The 14,495-nt window shown below is 38.6% G+C and carries 12 protein-coding genes; 4 read left to right on the top strand and 8 right to left on the bottom strand.

Annotated elements, in window-relative coordinates:
• Positions 1 to 160 precede the first annotated feature (160 nt).
• The 7 genes from FFS26_RS02055 to FFS26_RS02025 form a co-directional block, all read right to left on the bottom strand.
• Positions 161 to 655: a GNAT family N-acetyltransferase gene (locus FFS26_RS02055; RefSeq protein WP_110011263.1), complete on the bottom strand. Its 495-nt coding sequence runs from the start codon at positions 653 to 655 to the stop codon at positions 161 to 163.
• Positions 656 to 768: 113 nt separating this feature from the next.
• Complete coding sequence (locus FFS26_RS02050; protein WP_137904142.1) at positions 769 to 2,916, bottom strand: zinc-dependent metalloprotease; 2,148 nt, start codon at positions 2,914 to 2,916, stop codon at positions 769 to 771.
• 81 nt (positions 2,917 to 2,997) lie between these two features.
• Positions 2,998 to 4,263: an NAD(P)/FAD-dependent oxidoreductase gene (locus FFS26_RS02045; protein ID WP_137904141.1), complete on the bottom strand. Its 1,266-nt coding sequence runs from the start codon at positions 4,261 to 4,263 to the stop codon at positions 2,998 to 3,000.
• A 7-nt stretch (positions 4,264 to 4,270) separates the two neighbouring features.
• On the bottom strand, positions 4,271 to 5,269 hold the full coding sequence (locus FFS26_RS02040; protein WP_137904140.1) for a 4-hydroxyproline epimerase: 999 nt from the start codon (positions 5,267 to 5,269) through the stop codon (positions 4,271 to 4,273).
• Positions 5,266 to 6,750 (bottom strand): aldehyde dehydrogenase (NADP(+)), encoded by a 1,485-nt coding sequence (locus tag FFS26_RS02035; protein WP_137904139.1) that lies wholly within the window; start codon positions 6,748 to 6,750, stop codon positions 5,266 to 5,268. Before FFS26_RS02035 ends, FFS26_RS02040 begins: the two co-directional genes overlap by 4 nt.
• Positions 6,747 to 7,670 (bottom strand): dihydrodipicolinate synthase family protein, encoded by a 924-nt coding sequence (locus FFS26_RS02030; RefSeq protein WP_110011258.1) that lies wholly within the window; start codon positions 7,668 to 7,670, stop codon positions 6,747 to 6,749. The genes FFS26_RS02035 and FFS26_RS02030 overlap by 4 nt, the downstream gene beginning before the upstream one ends.
• 92 nt (positions 7,671 to 7,762) lie before the next feature.
• The gene (locus tag FFS26_RS02025; protein WP_228406565.1) at positions 7,763 to 8,647 is read right to left on the bottom strand and encodes a helix-turn-helix domain-containing protein; all 885 of its coding nucleotides are present in this window, start codon (positions 8,645 to 8,647) and stop codon (positions 7,763 to 7,765) included.
• A 184-nt stretch (positions 8,648 to 8,831) separates the two neighbouring features.
• On the opposite strand from FFS26_RS02025, the gene FFS26_RS02020 reads away from it, so the two are divergent.
• From FFS26_RS02020 to FFS26_RS02005, 4 genes are all read left to right on the top strand, one after another.
• Complete coding sequence (locus FFS26_RS02020) at positions 8,832 to 10,226, top strand: aminopeptidase P family protein (RefSeq protein ID WP_137904138.1); 1,395 nt, start codon at positions 8,832 to 8,834, stop codon at positions 10,224 to 10,226.
• A gap of 14 nt (positions 10,227 to 10,240) precedes the next feature.
• A complete protein-coding gene (locus tag FFS26_RS02015) occupies positions 10,241 to 12,412 on the top strand; it encodes a S9 family peptidase (protein WP_110011256.1) in 2,172 nt (723 codons plus the stop codon).
• Positions 12,413 to 12,693: 281 nt separating this feature from the next.
• Positions 12,694 to 13,296 (top strand): DNA-3-methyladenine glycosylase, encoded by a 603-nt coding sequence (locus tag FFS26_RS02010; RefSeq protein WP_110011254.1) that lies wholly within the window; start codon positions 12,694 to 12,696, stop codon positions 13,294 to 13,296.
• Between the two features lie 200 nt (positions 13,297 to 13,496).
• On the top strand, positions 13,497 to 13,814 hold the full coding sequence (locus tag FFS26_RS02005) for a DMT family transporter (RefSeq protein WP_110011253.1): 318 nt from the start codon (positions 13,497 to 13,499) through the stop codon (positions 13,812 to 13,814).
• A gap of 78 nt (positions 13,815 to 13,892) precedes the next feature.
• Here the strand turns inward: FFS26_RS02005 and FFS26_RS02000 are convergent, their stop codons facing one another.
• Positions 13,893 to 14,318 carry a hypothetical protein gene (locus FFS26_RS02000; RefSeq protein ID WP_110011252.1) on the bottom strand — a complete coding sequence of 142 codons (426 nt, stop codon included), beginning with the start codon at positions 14,316 to 14,318 and terminating at the stop codon, positions 13,893 to 13,895.
• Positions 14,319 to 14,495: the final 177 nt, after the last annotated feature.

The following is a 14,495-nucleotide window of genomic DNA, read 5'->3' as shown; positions in this document are numbered from 1 at the left end:
TATTGCCACGTTTAAGTAAACGTTTATCGGCTAATTCCCTGAAATTTCTTGTCATAATACTAAATAACAATAAATGTATAAAACTAGGAATAATTGTGTCCACACGATAGTCCACAAGAGGGGAATTCTAAGCCCTCCGTCTGTAATATGAGCCACAAGTTTACTCTTTCTGTAAAACAAAATACGCCAGTTCCCTATCTTCTCGTGCAAGATTTTCAACTCTTTTAAAGCCGCTTTTCAAAAGTACTTTTTGGGACCCGATATTATCAAGATCCGTTACTGCTACGATATCTTTCTGATGATTTATTGATAAACAGTGCTCAACAAGTGCTTTACAAACTTCCGTTCCAAGACCTTTACCCCAGTATTTTTCATCTAAAGTATAGCCTATTTCCATCTGATCAGGATTGTCAAGAAAGGTTCTGGCAAGGCACATTCCTACAAAATCATTGTTCTGGGGATGGAAAATTCCCCATCTGCTGAATGGTCCCTCTTCATAATCTGCCAATGCTTTGTCAAACATTTCTTTATATTCTTCCGGGGTTTTGTAGGGCAGATATCGGGTTACATTTTCATTTTCAAAAAGAGTGGAAAATAATGAAAATTCTTCAGGGGTAAATTCACGGATAATGATCCTGTCGTTTTTATAATGCATGGAATATTGTTATCAAAGAATAAAATTACATAAATAAATGAAGAACTGCTCATAAACAGGATAAAAAAATTGGGCTTACAATGAAGCCCAATCAACTGTATATGAATACGAAACTATTTTTTAATGAATTTTTGTGAAGATTTCCCTAAAGAAGTTTCAATATCAATTAAATAAGTTCCGCTCAGGAAGTGTTTAACCTCAACCTTATCACCAACAACTTTTGCATTCATTTTTCTTCCAAACATATCATAAACAGAAATTGATTTAATTTCCCCTTTTGTTTTAATATTCAATACATCAGAAACCGGATTTGGATAGATGGAAGTTTCTGAGTTGGTTGTATCAACGTCTGCGGTGGAGAATGATAATGCACAAGGTGTTGTAATACTGCCGTTTGGTTGTGTATTATATGCAAACTCAGTGACAGAATAATTTGAACCATTGGCCCCAACGCTCACTTTGAAATAGCCGTTAATATCGTAGCCTTCGAATTGGTTTCTAAAACCAACATAAGCGGTTTTACCAGACCAGGTAGTATAGGTAGGAGTATACACATCCAGTTGTCCGGGAGTCCAAGTTGGATACCCTATATTATTTGCATTCGTTATAGTGGTGCAGGCTGGAATTAAACTAATATTTCTTGTTCCTGTTTGGCACACTAATCCTTTCCAATAAGTTTCCAATTTTAATTGATTGGCTCCATAGTACCAGGCGCCATACCCTGCATCATCACTAAGCTCCGGATTAATGATAAAATATTTCCAGGTTGCCCCTGAGTTGGTGGTTACTGTTGTTGGTGTTGGGTTGGCATAACTTTCCAGAGGAGTTCCTGTAACTATTTTATAAGGATCTTTATAAGAAAAAGTTAAGGCCAAAGCTGTTGTTGATCCTAGTGAAGTTGTTCCTCCTGTTATAGCCGGATTCAGGAATGTAATTGAAGAATTCAGGACCTGACTTTTGGGATGACTGGTTGCAGCACCATTGATGGTAAGTGTAGCTGTAGTAGGGCTTGTAACTACTATACTTGCAGTTAATCCAGCTGGTAATGAAGACGTGAAATGGGTTCCTGAAGTAAGAGTGGTTCCATTTGGCAGGGCAAATGTTACTCCGTTTAGCGTAATCTTTGATGCAGGGGCAGATGCTACTGTTCCATCTAATGACACGGCTCCATTATTGTTTAAGTTCTCTGTAAATGTACTGTTGCTAAGGGTTAATCTTGGTGGAGTATTGGCAACCCCGGTTGCGGCTAAGTTGGCAGGCTGCCATAAATTTATTCGCGAAGGATGGTTTAATGCTGCCAGCATTCTGTTCACCTGTCCGTTGGTAAACATTTTATAACAGCCGGAAGAACCATTGTATCCCATATAGTTTTCAACATTTACTTTTTGTCCAAGACAATTGTTACCAGCGTTACATCCCAATCCGGAAGAAGCATTTTCTACAGGGGTGTCAGCAACTCCGTCACCATCATTACCAGGGTTTGCAGTTGAACACAGAACATTGAACGTGTGCTGAAGATTTAACCAATGCCCGAATTCGTGAGTAAATGTATCAGAAAACTCGTTTGAAGCCACTGTTCCTGAAGCATTAAATATATAACGTCCATTATACACCACTCTGGCTGTATTTACTGAACTCATGTATGAATCCGGATACCAGGCAACTCCTGATTGATATAAATCTTTATTAGCATACAGGTCATTTTGGATATACACATTCATATACTTTGTATTATCCCATGCATCTGTGCCAATTTGTGCATCATACCCACCTCCGTTGCCATATCCACCTTTGAAAGGGTGAAATACCACTCCGCTTGTAGCTTTTCCGGTTGGATCAATTTTAGCTAACCGGAATTCAATGCTTAATGCTCCTCTGATAGATTGGAAATATGGATCTACAGTATTTGAATCCGTGTTGATTCCATTGAAATTTAAGTTGATTTGTTGCAGTAAGTCGACTACCTTTTGGTAATTTACTTTTACATTGCTTTGAGACTCTCCATACACATGAAAAACCACAGGGATGATGTAGGTTGGATTGCTGACCCTATTATTCAATGAGTTTTTGTTCGATCCCATCTTTTTTACGAAATCTTTGGTATATTTCTCAAAGTTTTCATATTCAGCCTTAGATTCGGGATGCAGTTCAAAATGTTTTTTCATCATTTCATCTGCTTTACACTCACGAGGTCTGTTTTCCTGAGCAAAACCTATTGCTGGAAATAGGGAAACAAGTAATAGTAATTTAAATTTTTTCATAATTTTTTGGATTTGGTGGTTAATAAATTATTTAAATAATCAAATTGTTTTTAGCTTGATTTGTGTGTTATGTGGTGTTTTTTAACTAAATCTCTCAGGGTTGAATATCTTTATATCAACCGTTGGCTTTTGGTCATTAGCAAGTTCTGAAACTGTTTTTCCAAAAATGGGTCCCAAGCTTAGTCCCATCATACCTCCTCCGCCTGCGATAATCAGGTTCTTCAATTGGGAAGACTGTCCTAAATACGGAAGTCCATCTGGGGCACAAGGTCTGTATCCGAACCAGATTTCAGATTCTTTTGGGGTTTCAACCTTGAAGTCTGGTAAATATTTGGGGATGGATTGGATGATTCCTTCTACCCTTTTCATATTAATTGTATCATTGTGGGAAGCCAGTTCCATCGTTCCGCCAAAACGGATGTGTCCGTTCATTGGAGTTACTGCAACTTTGGCTTCGAGTAATAAAGCGGCATGCTCCAACCTATTAAGTGGATTTTCCGGTTGGTGCATCAACGAATATCCTTTTCCGGGCATTAAATGGATTTTAAGACCTGCTTTCTGAGCAAGTTCAGGCAAGAATGAACCTCCCGTCATGATAAATTGGTCTGCAGTAAATTCTTTACCATTTGCTATGACTGTTTTAATCTTGCTGCCGGAAGTTTCAAAGTCTGTTACCCGATGATGGGTATGAAAAATGACATCATTATTTTTAAGATAAGAGATCATTTGTTTCATCAGCTTCATGGGATTCATATGGCCATCGCATTTATAATTGATTCCTCCGATAACATCCAGTTGAACATTGGGTTCAAGTTCCTGAATTTCTTTTTTACCCAGAATATCAACGGGTAAACCCATACTGATTGCCTTGTGGGCAAGCTCTGCTTCTTCTTCCGCAACCTTCTCAGTTTTATAGAGCATTAAAATACCATTCTGATTCAGCTCAAAATCAAATTCATCTTTTTGCGCGATCTCATTATAAAGCCTGCTGCTGGCCAGGTTAAGATCCCTGATAGCTGCTGCAGAATAATCAACATGTTTCTGGTTGGAATGTTTCAAAAATTTCAATCCCCAGGATATAAGTCTCGAATTGAGTGAAGGTTTTACATAAAACGGACTTTTACTATCGAACATCCAGCGTATTCCCTGTGCTACAACTCCCGGAGCTGCCAATGGGGTAAAATGACTGGGTACAATCATGCCTGCATTGCCATAAGAACAGTTGTTGGTGAGATCATTCTGCTCAAGAATTTCCACCTGCCATCCTTTCTGCAAAAGATAATACGCTGAGCTTAATCCTGCTATTCCTGCACCTATGATGAGTGCTTTTCCTTTATTCTGTGCCATATGCCTGTTACATTACCTGAAAACCCTGCCAATAAGGATCTTCATGATCAATAATTATATGATTGTATCCGGTAATTCTTGCCCAGCCTTCTACTGACGGAATAATGGCTGGTCTCCCATCTAAAGTAGCAGTCTCCTCAATTCTCCCTATAAACCGGGATCCGATATAACTTTCATGAATGAATTCTTCACCTTCCTTCAGTTTTCCTTTTGCATACCATTGCGCCATTCTTGCCGAAGTTCCCGTACCACACGGCGAACGGTCTAAGGCATTTTCGCCTACCAATACTGCATTTCTTCCACTGGCTTCAGGATCTGTGGGTTTACCCGTCCACTGAATGTGGCTTAATCCGGTAATATGTTCAATTTCCGGATGAATGAATTCATATTTTTCATTGAGTAATTTTCGAATAATCTTTCCATAATGGATGAGCTGGCTGGCCGTAAAATCAGAAATATCTCTGAAATTTTCCTGAGGATCTATAATCGCATAAAAATTTCCACCATAAGCAACATCGGCTCTTATTAATCCCAGATCCGGACATTCAACTTCCAGGTTTTCAGCATACAGGAAAGACTTTATATTCGTCAGCTTTACAGATTTTACTTTTTTTCCTTCCTGTACATAATCGATGAGGATAAGTCCTGCAGGTGTTTCAAGACGTAATTTTCCCGGAATTTTAGGAACAACAAGTCCTTCTTCAATAGCTATGGTAACCGTTCCGATGGTTCCGTGCCCGCACATGGGAAGACATCCGCTGGTTTCAATATATAAAACTCCGATATCGTTATTTTCATCTACAGGAGGATACAGAATACTTCCGCTCATCATGTCATGGCCGCGGGGCTCAAACATTAATCCCTTTCTGATCCAGTCGTATTCTTCCATAAAGTGCAGCCGGCGTTCCATCATGGAATTTCCTTTTAAAATTGGGGCACCTCCTGCAACAAGACGTACAGGACATCCACAGGTGTGAGAATCTATACAAAAAAATGTTCTGTTCATGTGGTCTGTAATTTTAATGATCCTGAATTCACTGTTCCATCCACCATTCTGCTAATCTGCAATGGATTTTCATTCTTCAACTCATCCGGTAAGAATTCATCCGGCCAGTTCTGAAAACAAACCGGACGGACAAATCGTTTCACAGCATCCGGTCCTACGGAGGTAAAACGGGAATCGGTAGTAGAAGGAAACGGGCCTCCATGCTGCATGCTGTACACCACTTCTACTCCTGTAGGCATACCATTGAATAATAATCTTCCGCATTTATCTTTCAAAATAGTAATCAATGTACTGTTATCGCGAACATCTTCACGGGTCGCTGCGATGGTGATGGTTAACTGTCCTTTTAGCTGTTGGGCAATTTCAATGAGTTCTTCATCTGTTTCACACTCCACAACAATACCAAATGGGCCAAAGACTTCTTCACTTAATACCGGATTATTCACGAAATTTCCGGCACTGGTTTTTATCACGGTTGCGTTGCCCGAAGAATTTTCTGTTTCTGCTGATGCAATGATTTCAACATCAGGCTGTTCCAATGCAATGCTTTTGTTTTTTTCGAAATTGTCTAATATTCCTTTGTGAAGCATTTTAGCGGGAGCCACTTTTTGAATTTCTTCTTTTAATGTATTGATGAAACGGTTAAACAATTCTCCTTTCAATGCTATAAACACTCCCGGATTGGTACAAAATTGTCCTACACCCAGCGTTAAAGAACTGATATATTCCTTTGCCAATGCTTCAGCTTTGGTTTCAAGCAGGTTTTGAAAGGCAAATACCGGATTGATACTTCCCATTTCTGCAAATACAGGAATAGGATTTTCACGGCGGCTGGCAATATCAAACAATGCTTTTCCGCCATTAAATGAACCTGTGAACGCAATAGCCCGGATGTCCGGATGCTGGGTCAGATAAGCTCCGATCTCATAAGATGTTCCGGTGATATGGCTGAAAATTCCTTCAGGCCATCCGAAAACTTTAACAACAGCACTTATCGCATCCGCCATTATCTGTGAAGTCTGTGGATGTGCCGGATGTGCTTTTATAATAACAGGACAGCCTGCCCCGATTGCACTGGCTGTATCGCCTCCTGCAGTAGAAAATGCAAAGGGAAAATTACTGGCTCCGAAAACAACTACAGGCCCTATGCCTACATTGTATTTCCGGAGATCTCCTTTTTGTTTTTCAGGCTGGGCAAGATCAATTCTGGCCTCCGTATAGATCCCGGCAGCAACAGCTTTTGCATAGCTTCTCCATTGTCCTGCTGTTCTTGTCTTTTCTCCGGTAAGTCTGGCTAATGGCAATGAAGTTTCAGCATGAGTAACTGTTAAAAGTTCTTCTCCCAAGGCTTCAATCTGATCCGCTACAGCATTCATAAATTCAGCCCGTTCATTGATGGTGGTGTTTTTCAGAAACCGGAAGGCTTCAACCGCTATCTGAATTCTTTTGTCTATATTTTGTGTTGATGTTTCTTCCATCATAGCTGTATTTCTGGAATTAATAATACCGGACGATTCGCTCTGCCTTCTTCAATAATTTTTTGAATTCTTTCAGCTTCTTCTCCATGAAGTTCAAGACGTGGAGCTCTCACATAAGGATTGCTTATCCCTTCCGCTGTTGCAGCAAGCTTGATATACTGGATAAGTTTAGGATGAATGTCAAGCTCAAGCAATGGCATAAACCATCTGTAGATGGCAACAGCTTTGTCGTATTCGCCTGTTTTAACATAGTTGTACATGGCCATTGTTTCATTAGGAAAGGCATCTACAAGACCTGCCACAAGGCCATCAGCTCCAAGCATCAGGGTTTCCAGGCAAATCGTATCTACACCTCCAAGAATTTTGATTCTTTTCCCAAAACGGTTGATCATTCTGGTTACATTGGCCAGATCTCTCGTTGATTCTTTGACAGCCTGAATGGTTGGATATTCAATAAGCTCCTCAAACATGTCAAGGTTGACATAAATTCCGTAATCTACAGGATTATTATAGATAAGGATCGGAAGATCCGTAGCGGAAGCCACTGCCTTGAAATACTCAACCACTTCACGGTTATCAGCTTTGTAACGCATTGGAGGAAGAAGCATCAGGCCGTCTGCACCCAATTCTTTTGCTTTCTTAGCGAAGTTGACAGCATTTTTGGTGGTATTTTCAGAAAGATTAAGAATGACAGGAATTCTGCCCTGCGTTATTTTTTTTGCGTATTTCAGCAGTTCAAATTTTTCTTCCGTTTCCAACGCACTGGCTTCCCCTAATGTTCCTGCAAGGATAATTCCATGAACTCCTGCTTTAATCTGAGCTTCTGTATTGACAGCAAACATTTCAAAGTCTATCTCACCCTCTTTTGTAAAAGGCGTTAATACAGCAGGATAAATACCTTCCCAGTTTAGTTTTGTACTCATATCAAATAATATTTATTCAAAACTAGGTGAATTTTAAAACGGAAAATGTTAATATTTTAATGTGTTCTAACCGTATTTTAACATGTTGTTTTTTATTGTTGTATGGTAGCCTCTTTGTAGTGTTTCAGATATTCTTTAGGAGAATATTTCATAATGGATTTGAAAACCCTGTTAAAATTGGTAAGACTATTGAACCCACTATTGAATGCAACAGAAGAAATACTGTACATGCTGCTGGCTGTTAAAAGTCTGCAGGCCCGCTGTACACGAAGCTCATTGAGATATTCAATATAAGTGATGCGGGTACGTTTTTTAAAAGAACGGCAAAAAGCCTGAGGAGTCATACAGGCTTCTTTGGCAATCAGATCAAGGGTAAGCTTATGTTGGGTAAAATTTTTCTTGATAAAAGTCTGGGCATCAATAATTCTTTTGTCTGTATCTGAAATATGATCAGGCAGTTTCTTTTCCGGAGATAAGGGAATATGCAGATGCCTGTTTTGCATAAGATGGTTTAAAATTCTTATAAAATCTATGATCTGATCTACTCCTTTTGTTTTTTGCAAAGCCGCAATATTTTCTCCGATACTTTTTGTAAGCCTGGAAGCCACCTGGAAACCTACCTCTGAATGACTGATAAAGTTTTTAAGTTCCTCAAATTCCGGTAAGTCGAAAAATGCAGCGATCTTTTTATGAGGATCAAAAAAAATAGAAATGGAATGAACCTTCTGCTTTTCATTTTTTTCAAAATTACCTCTGAAAACATGCGATTGATTAGCACCCAGATAGAAAATATCGCCCGCCTCAAAATTGAAAAGATTTTGTTCTATGGCCAGTGTTCCATGTCCTTTAAGGATCCACATAATCTGGGTTTCGGTGTGGCGGTGGAAATAAGGATAGAAATTAGGCATTATATCTTCCTGAATACGTATACTTTTGTTGGTATCGGCAGGAACAGAAAATTGCAAACTCTTCATCATACTATGAATGCTTTACCGGTTATTAGATTAGCAAGGTTAAAATATTGCTGAAGATAAGCAAAATATGAACATTAAATATCGTATTAAAATTCAAATTTTACATATTCTTATTTTTAATGAATAAAGTACTATAAATAGTACAAAATCGTAACTTTAAAGTTTTAAAATAAAAACTATTCATAATATGTTTTCAGCACAAACTTATCAAGAAAGAAGAGCAGTATTACAGAAAAATGTATCCGATGGAATCTTATTATTTCTGGGAAATATAGAGAATCCTGTGAACTTTGAGCACAACCCTTATTATTTCCGCCAGGACAGTACCTATTTATATTACTTCGGGATTCAGGAACCCCGTATAGCAGCTATTATCGATATTGATGAAAATAAAACCATTATTTTCGGTGATGAGCTAAGTATAGATGAAATTGTATGGATGGGAAGGCAGGAAACCCTTAAGGAAAAAAGCCTTAAATCCGGTGTTCAGGAAACGTTACCTTATGCAGATCTTTCTCAATATATTGTAAAAGCAAAAGCTTCAGGAAGAAAAGTACATTATCTTCCTCCCTATCAGTCTTCCAATAAAATTTTGCTGGGAGATCTTCTTGGAATTAAAATTAAGGAATTACAGCCTTCTGTCGAAATGATCAAAGCTATTGTGAAACAGCGTTCTATTAAAGAAGCTCAGGAAATTGTACAGATAGAACAGGCTGTAAATGTATCCAATGAAATGCATTTGCTGGCCATGCGTCTTGCGAAACCCGGAATGAAAGAATATGAAATTGCCAATGCGATCCAATATCTTGCCGCCAACCAAGAATGCCAGATGTCTTATCCTCCCATTGTAACGATCAACGGAGGTATTCTGCATAATCATTACCGTCTCAATACCATGAATGAGGGAGACCTTTTCCTGAACGATTCCGGAGCAGAAACTTCAATGGGATATGCAGGTGATCTTACCAGAACCTTTCCTGTAGGCAAAACGTTTACAACAAAGCAGAAGGAAATGTACGAAGTGGTTTTGAATGCTTTTAATCAGGCCCAGAAGCTTTTAAAACCGGGAGTACGGTTTAAAGATATCCACCTGAAAGCAGCACAACATCTGGTAGAAGGACTTGTCGATCTTGGACTGATGAAGGGAAATCCCGAAGATGCTGTAAAAAACCACGCTCATACCCTGTTTTTTCAGTGCGGACTGGGACACATGATGGGACTTGACGTACATGATATGGAAGACCTTGGGGAACAATATATTGGCTATACTGAAGAAGAACCAAAAGATACCAAAACATTCGGATTGAAATCTTTACGTTTAGGAAAAGCTTTGGAGTCCGGTTTTGTAGTGACAGTTGAACCTGGTATTTATATGATTCCGGAATTGATTGACATGTGGCAGGCCGAAAATAAAAACGCAGACTTTATTAATTATGATAAAGTAAATGAATACCGGAATTTCGGTGGAATCCGTGTAGAAGATGATTTCCTGATTACGGATGACAGTTACAGACTTCTGGGGAACGGATTGATCAAATCGGTTGAAGACATTGAAAATTACAGAGCTGAACATCTGGCTTAATTCAAATTATATTTATGAAGAACATAAAAAAACTAACAGCTATTGCATTGTATTTCCTGTGTTTATCACCATTGGCGGCACAGAAGACACAATGGACTCCCGATGGCAATGCTTATTATTCATTTACTAAAAAAGGGGTTGAAATTGTTGATCTATTGCATCCCGGAAAAGATCAGACGCTTTTAAACAGTAGTGAACTGATTCCTGCCGGAAGTTCCAATGGTCTGCAGGTACAGAGTTTTCAGGTGTCTCCTGATGGAAAAAGCCTGTTGTTATTTGCCGATACCAAAAAAGTATGGAGGGATAATACCCGTGGAGATTACTGGATTTTCGACAAAAACACAAAAAAACTGATCCAGCTTGGAAAAGGTTTGCCGGCTTCATCGTTAATGTTTGCAAAATATTCACCTGACGGAAAAAAGGTAGCCTATGTTTCTAAGCATAATATCTATATTGAGGATCTTTCAAATAATCAGATCAGTAAAATTACGAATGATGGTACCGACAGAATGATCAATGGTACTTTTGACTGGGCATATGAAGAAGAATTCGGAACGCAGGATGGTTTCAGATGGTCTCCGGACGGCAGGAAAATTGCCTACTGGAAAATGGATGCCCGAAGTACCAAGAATTTCCTGATGATCAATAATACGGACAGTCTGTATTCGTTTACCGTTCCTGTAGAATATCCGAAAGTTGGAGAAAATCCTTCAGGATGCAGCATCTGGTTTTATGATCTGGCTTCCCAATCAACAAAGAAAGCTGATATAGCAGGTGATGAAGTACAAAACTATATTCCCAGAATGGAATGGGTGCTGGATTCCAGATCGGTCATTCTTCAGCAGCTGAACAGAAAACAGAATCAAAGTAAAATTATTGTTGCAGATGCGGATTCTGGAAGCAGCAAAACCATTCATACAGAAACAGATGCAGCATGGATTGACATAAAATCCCGATGGAATGATAATGATCCAAGCGGCTGGGACTGGATTGAAAATGGGAAAGAATTTTTATGGCTGTCTGAAAAAGACGGATGGAGACATATTTATAAAATAGATATGAGCGGTAAAGAAACATTGATCACAAAAGATGCTTTCGATGTTATCAAACCTGAGTTTTTTGATGTTCCCAATAAACTGATCTACTTTTTGGCTTCTCCAGATAACGCCACTCAGAAATATCTTTATAAAGTAAGTATGAAAGGTGGAAAAGCTCAAAAAGTAACGCCTGAAGCTTTTAAAGGTTCTAACCAATATACGATCTCACCCAATGGGAAAATCGCTATGTTTACCAATAACAGTGTGAATGCCATTTCCATTGGATCTGTGATATCGCTTCCCGATCATAAAGAACTGGTTGCTGCCAAAAGATCTGCAAAAGCCGACCCGGCAAGATCTAAAGCAGAATTCTTCCAGATTACAACACAGGATGGCATTACAATGGACGGCTGGGTAGTAAAACCTAAAAATTTTGATCCCAATAAAAAATATCCTGTTGTTTTTACAGTGTATGGAGAACCGGGATCACAAACCGTTACCGATAATTTCTACACAGGCTGGAATTATTTATATACGGGTGATATGGCAGAAGACGGCTATTTATACTTGTCCCTTGAAAACCGCGGAACTCCTTCTCCAAAAGGACGGGAATGGAGAAAATCTATTTACCGGAAAATAGGACAGCTCAATATCCGTGATCAGGCAATGGGAGCTAAAGCCTTATTCGCAAAATGGCCTTATATCGATACTTCAAGAGTTGCCGTGTGGGGCTGGAGCGGCGGAGGTTCTTCTACCCTGAACCTTTTAGGACAATATCCTGATATTTACCAGACGGGAATTGCAATTGCACCCGTTGCCAATCAGTTATTCTATGATAATATCTACCAGGAACGCTATATGGGTCTCCCACAGGAAAACAGAGAAGATTTTGTCAATGGATCTCCGTTGGCCTATGCTAAAAACTTAAAAGGAAATCTTCTGCTGGTTCACGGAACGGGAGATGATAATGTACACTACCAGAATACGGAAGTATATATCAATGAACTGGTAAAATATAACAAACAGTTTCAGCTGATGTCTTATCCTAACCGTACCCATTCTATTAATGAAGGAGAAGGAACATCGCTGCATCTGGCTACCATGTTTACAAAATATCTGAAAGAACACTGCCCTCCGGGAGCAAGATAAAATAATGAAAGTCTCACATTGATGTGGGACTTTTTTATTTTCAATACATTTGATGCCAATAAAAATTCCCCCGGATTATTCCAGGGAAAATAAGTGTCAAAACCTATAATTTTTTATAGTGGTGTGAAATGATGTACCTGAAAAACAACAATGGATGTGCCAAATTACTCACTGTTTTATGAAAATTGACTTTTTGTGGTACCTTTTTAATTTCACTTTCGTATTCTTCTGTTTTTACAGGATTATCATTACATTTGAATGAATAATTTCCAACATCATTCATGAAACTATCTCTCTCCTACTATTCCAATCAGGACGTTCTTTTTCTGGCCCGGGATCTTTTGGGAAAAGTACTTTTTACAGATCTCAATGGTGAAAAAACAGCAGGAATCATTGTAGAAACAGAAGCTTATTTTGGCGTGAAAGATAAAGCTTCCCATGCCTATGGCGGCAGACGGACAGACCGTACTGAAACGCTCTACAGCCATGGCGGAGTTTCTTATGTTTATCTATGCTATGGAATTCACCATCTTTTTAATGTAGTAACATCCGTGGAAGATGAGCCTCATGCTGTACTCATCAGAGCTGTTGAACCTTTGGTAGGAAAAGAAATTATGGAGCATAGAAGAAATATGCCTGCTTCTAAACCTGCTATTTCTGCAGGTCCGGGATCAGCTGCCAAAGCGTTAGGTATTGACCGTTCCTTTAACAAAAAAGAGCTTACCGGCCATGAGATCTGGATTGAAGATCACGGTATTTCGTATTCTCCGGATGACATTATTGCTGGTCCCCGGATAGGTGTTGCCTATGCACAGGAAGATGCGCTTTTACCCTGGCGCTTTTTTGTGAAAGGAAGTAAGTATGTGAGCAAGCCCAATAAGTAGAATTATGCACTTCCATATGATACTATTCTATTTAAAATGTAAAACGTTTCATCTTCTCTAAAGTACATTCTATCTCTGTTTTTTGTCGGGTCACAAAGTTTATAGTGTTGATTATAAATGGATAATGGTAGCTTTGTACTGTAGTAGCAATGAATTTTCTTTAATAGATTTTCATTCAAAATATCATTAAAACAAATAGTATGAACTGGATTGCATTAATTATCGCAGGAATTTTTGAAATCGGATGGCCCTTAGGACTTAAACTTTCTCAACAGCCGGAAAATAATAAGTGGAGCTGGATTATTTTTTCAATTCTGTGCATGTCTGTTAGCGGTGGATTTCTCTGGTTTGCTCAAAAAAGTATTCCTATCGGAACTGCTTATGCAGTATGGACGGGAATTGGTGCTGTAGGAACGCTATTGGTGGGAGTTCTCTTTTTTCAGGATTCAGCAAGTATTCTAAGATTATTATCAGCATTACTGATTGTCGTTGGGATTGTTGGCCTTAAATTATTTTAAAAAATTGGCTTAAGACATGAGTCATAAGCCAAAACATTATTCAACATTCGAATAATAAACCAACCACATTTTATTGTATTATTGCTTTTCGCCTTCAAAATAAAAAGCTACCTCATTTTCGGATGCTTTCTGAGTGCTGATCTGAAGTGATTTTGATGAAATCATGTAGTTAAAACTTCCCTGGCTGTCATTGCCTGAAACACTTACTCCTGCAGAATTGGTAACATTGATGGTTTTAGAGGTTGCTGTTGAATAAGCTTCACCAGATTTAGGCTGCACTTTAACATGGGCATCATCTGTCTTTGAAACATTAACTATTGCATTGTAATAATCTTGCCCCTGAATTTTCATAGTTCCTTTGAATACTCCTGTTGCTACTTCAATGCCATGTGAACCGGGAGCCGGATCATCATCATCACTGTTTTTACAACTGAAGAAAATACTTCCTAAAGCCAACATTAAAAAGAATCTGCTCATTAGTTTCGAAATTCCGATTACTTTCATAATTCAAATATTTATTATTTACAGTTTCAAAGATGTACAAATGAATATGAACCGGAAAAAAATAGCTATAAATGGGCAATTTTTATCTACCAACTGTTTTTTGAAATAATATAAAAAGCCTGCATTATACAGGCTTAAGGATACAAAATAATCGATATGAAAAAGCAAGATATTAAG

The sequence above is a fragment of the Chryseobacterium sp. 2VB genome (assembly GCF_005503635.1).
Lineage (GTDB): Bacteria > Bacteroidota > Bacteroidia > Flavobacteriales > Weeksellaceae > Chryseobacterium > Chryseobacterium cupriresistens.
This window is presented reverse-complemented; position numbering and strand designations above follow the sequence as displayed.

What these genes read in the sequence shown, in the direction of transcription:
- FFS26_RS02035 (WP_137904139.1), bottom strand. Translation starts at nt 6,750, where the DNA reads ATGATGGAAGAAACATCAACACAAAATATAGACAAAAGAATTCAGATA.
- FFS26_RS02010 (WP_110011254.1), top strand. Translation starts at nt 12,694, where the DNA reads ATGAAACTATCTCTCTCCTACTATTCCAATCAGGACGTTCTTTTTCTG.
- FFS26_RS02030 (WP_110011258.1), bottom strand. Translation starts at nt 7,670, where the DNA reads ATGAGTACAAAACTAAACTGGGAAGGTATTTATCCTGCTGTATTAACG.
- FFS26_RS02025 (WP_228406565.1), bottom strand. Translation starts at nt 8,647, where the DNA reads ATGATGAAGAGTTTGCAATTTTCTGTTCCTGCCGATACCAACAAAAGT.
- FFS26_RS02055 (WP_110011263.1), bottom strand. Translation starts at nt 655, where the DNA reads ATGCATTATAAAAACGACAGGATCATTATCCGTGAATTTACCCCTGAA.
- FFS26_RS02020 (WP_137904138.1), top strand. Translation starts at nt 8,832, where the DNA reads ATGTTTTCAGCACAAACTTATCAAGAAAGAAGAGCAGTATTACAGAAA.
- FFS26_RS02000 (WP_110011252.1), bottom strand. Translation starts at nt 14,318, where the DNA reads ATGAAAGTAATCGGAATTTCGAAACTAATGAGCAGATTCTTTTTAATG.
- FFS26_RS02005 (WP_110011253.1), top strand. Translation starts at nt 13,497, where the DNA reads ATGAACTGGATTGCATTAATTATCGCAGGAATTTTTGAAATCGGATGG.
- FFS26_RS02015 (WP_110011256.1), top strand. Translation starts at nt 10,241, where the DNA reads ATGAAGAACATAAAAAAACTAACAGCTATTGCATTGTATTTCCTGTGT.
- FFS26_RS02050 (WP_137904142.1), bottom strand. Translation starts at nt 2,916, where the DNA reads ATGAAAAAATTTAAATTACTATTACTTGTTTCCCTATTTCCAGCAATA.
- FFS26_RS02040 (WP_137904140.1), bottom strand. Translation starts at nt 5,269, where the DNA reads ATGAACAGAACATTTTTTTGTATAGATTCTCACACCTGTGGATGTCCT.
- FFS26_RS02045 (WP_137904141.1), bottom strand. Translation starts at nt 4,263, where the DNA reads ATGGCACAGAATAAAGGAAAAGCACTCATCATAGGTGCAGGAATAGCA.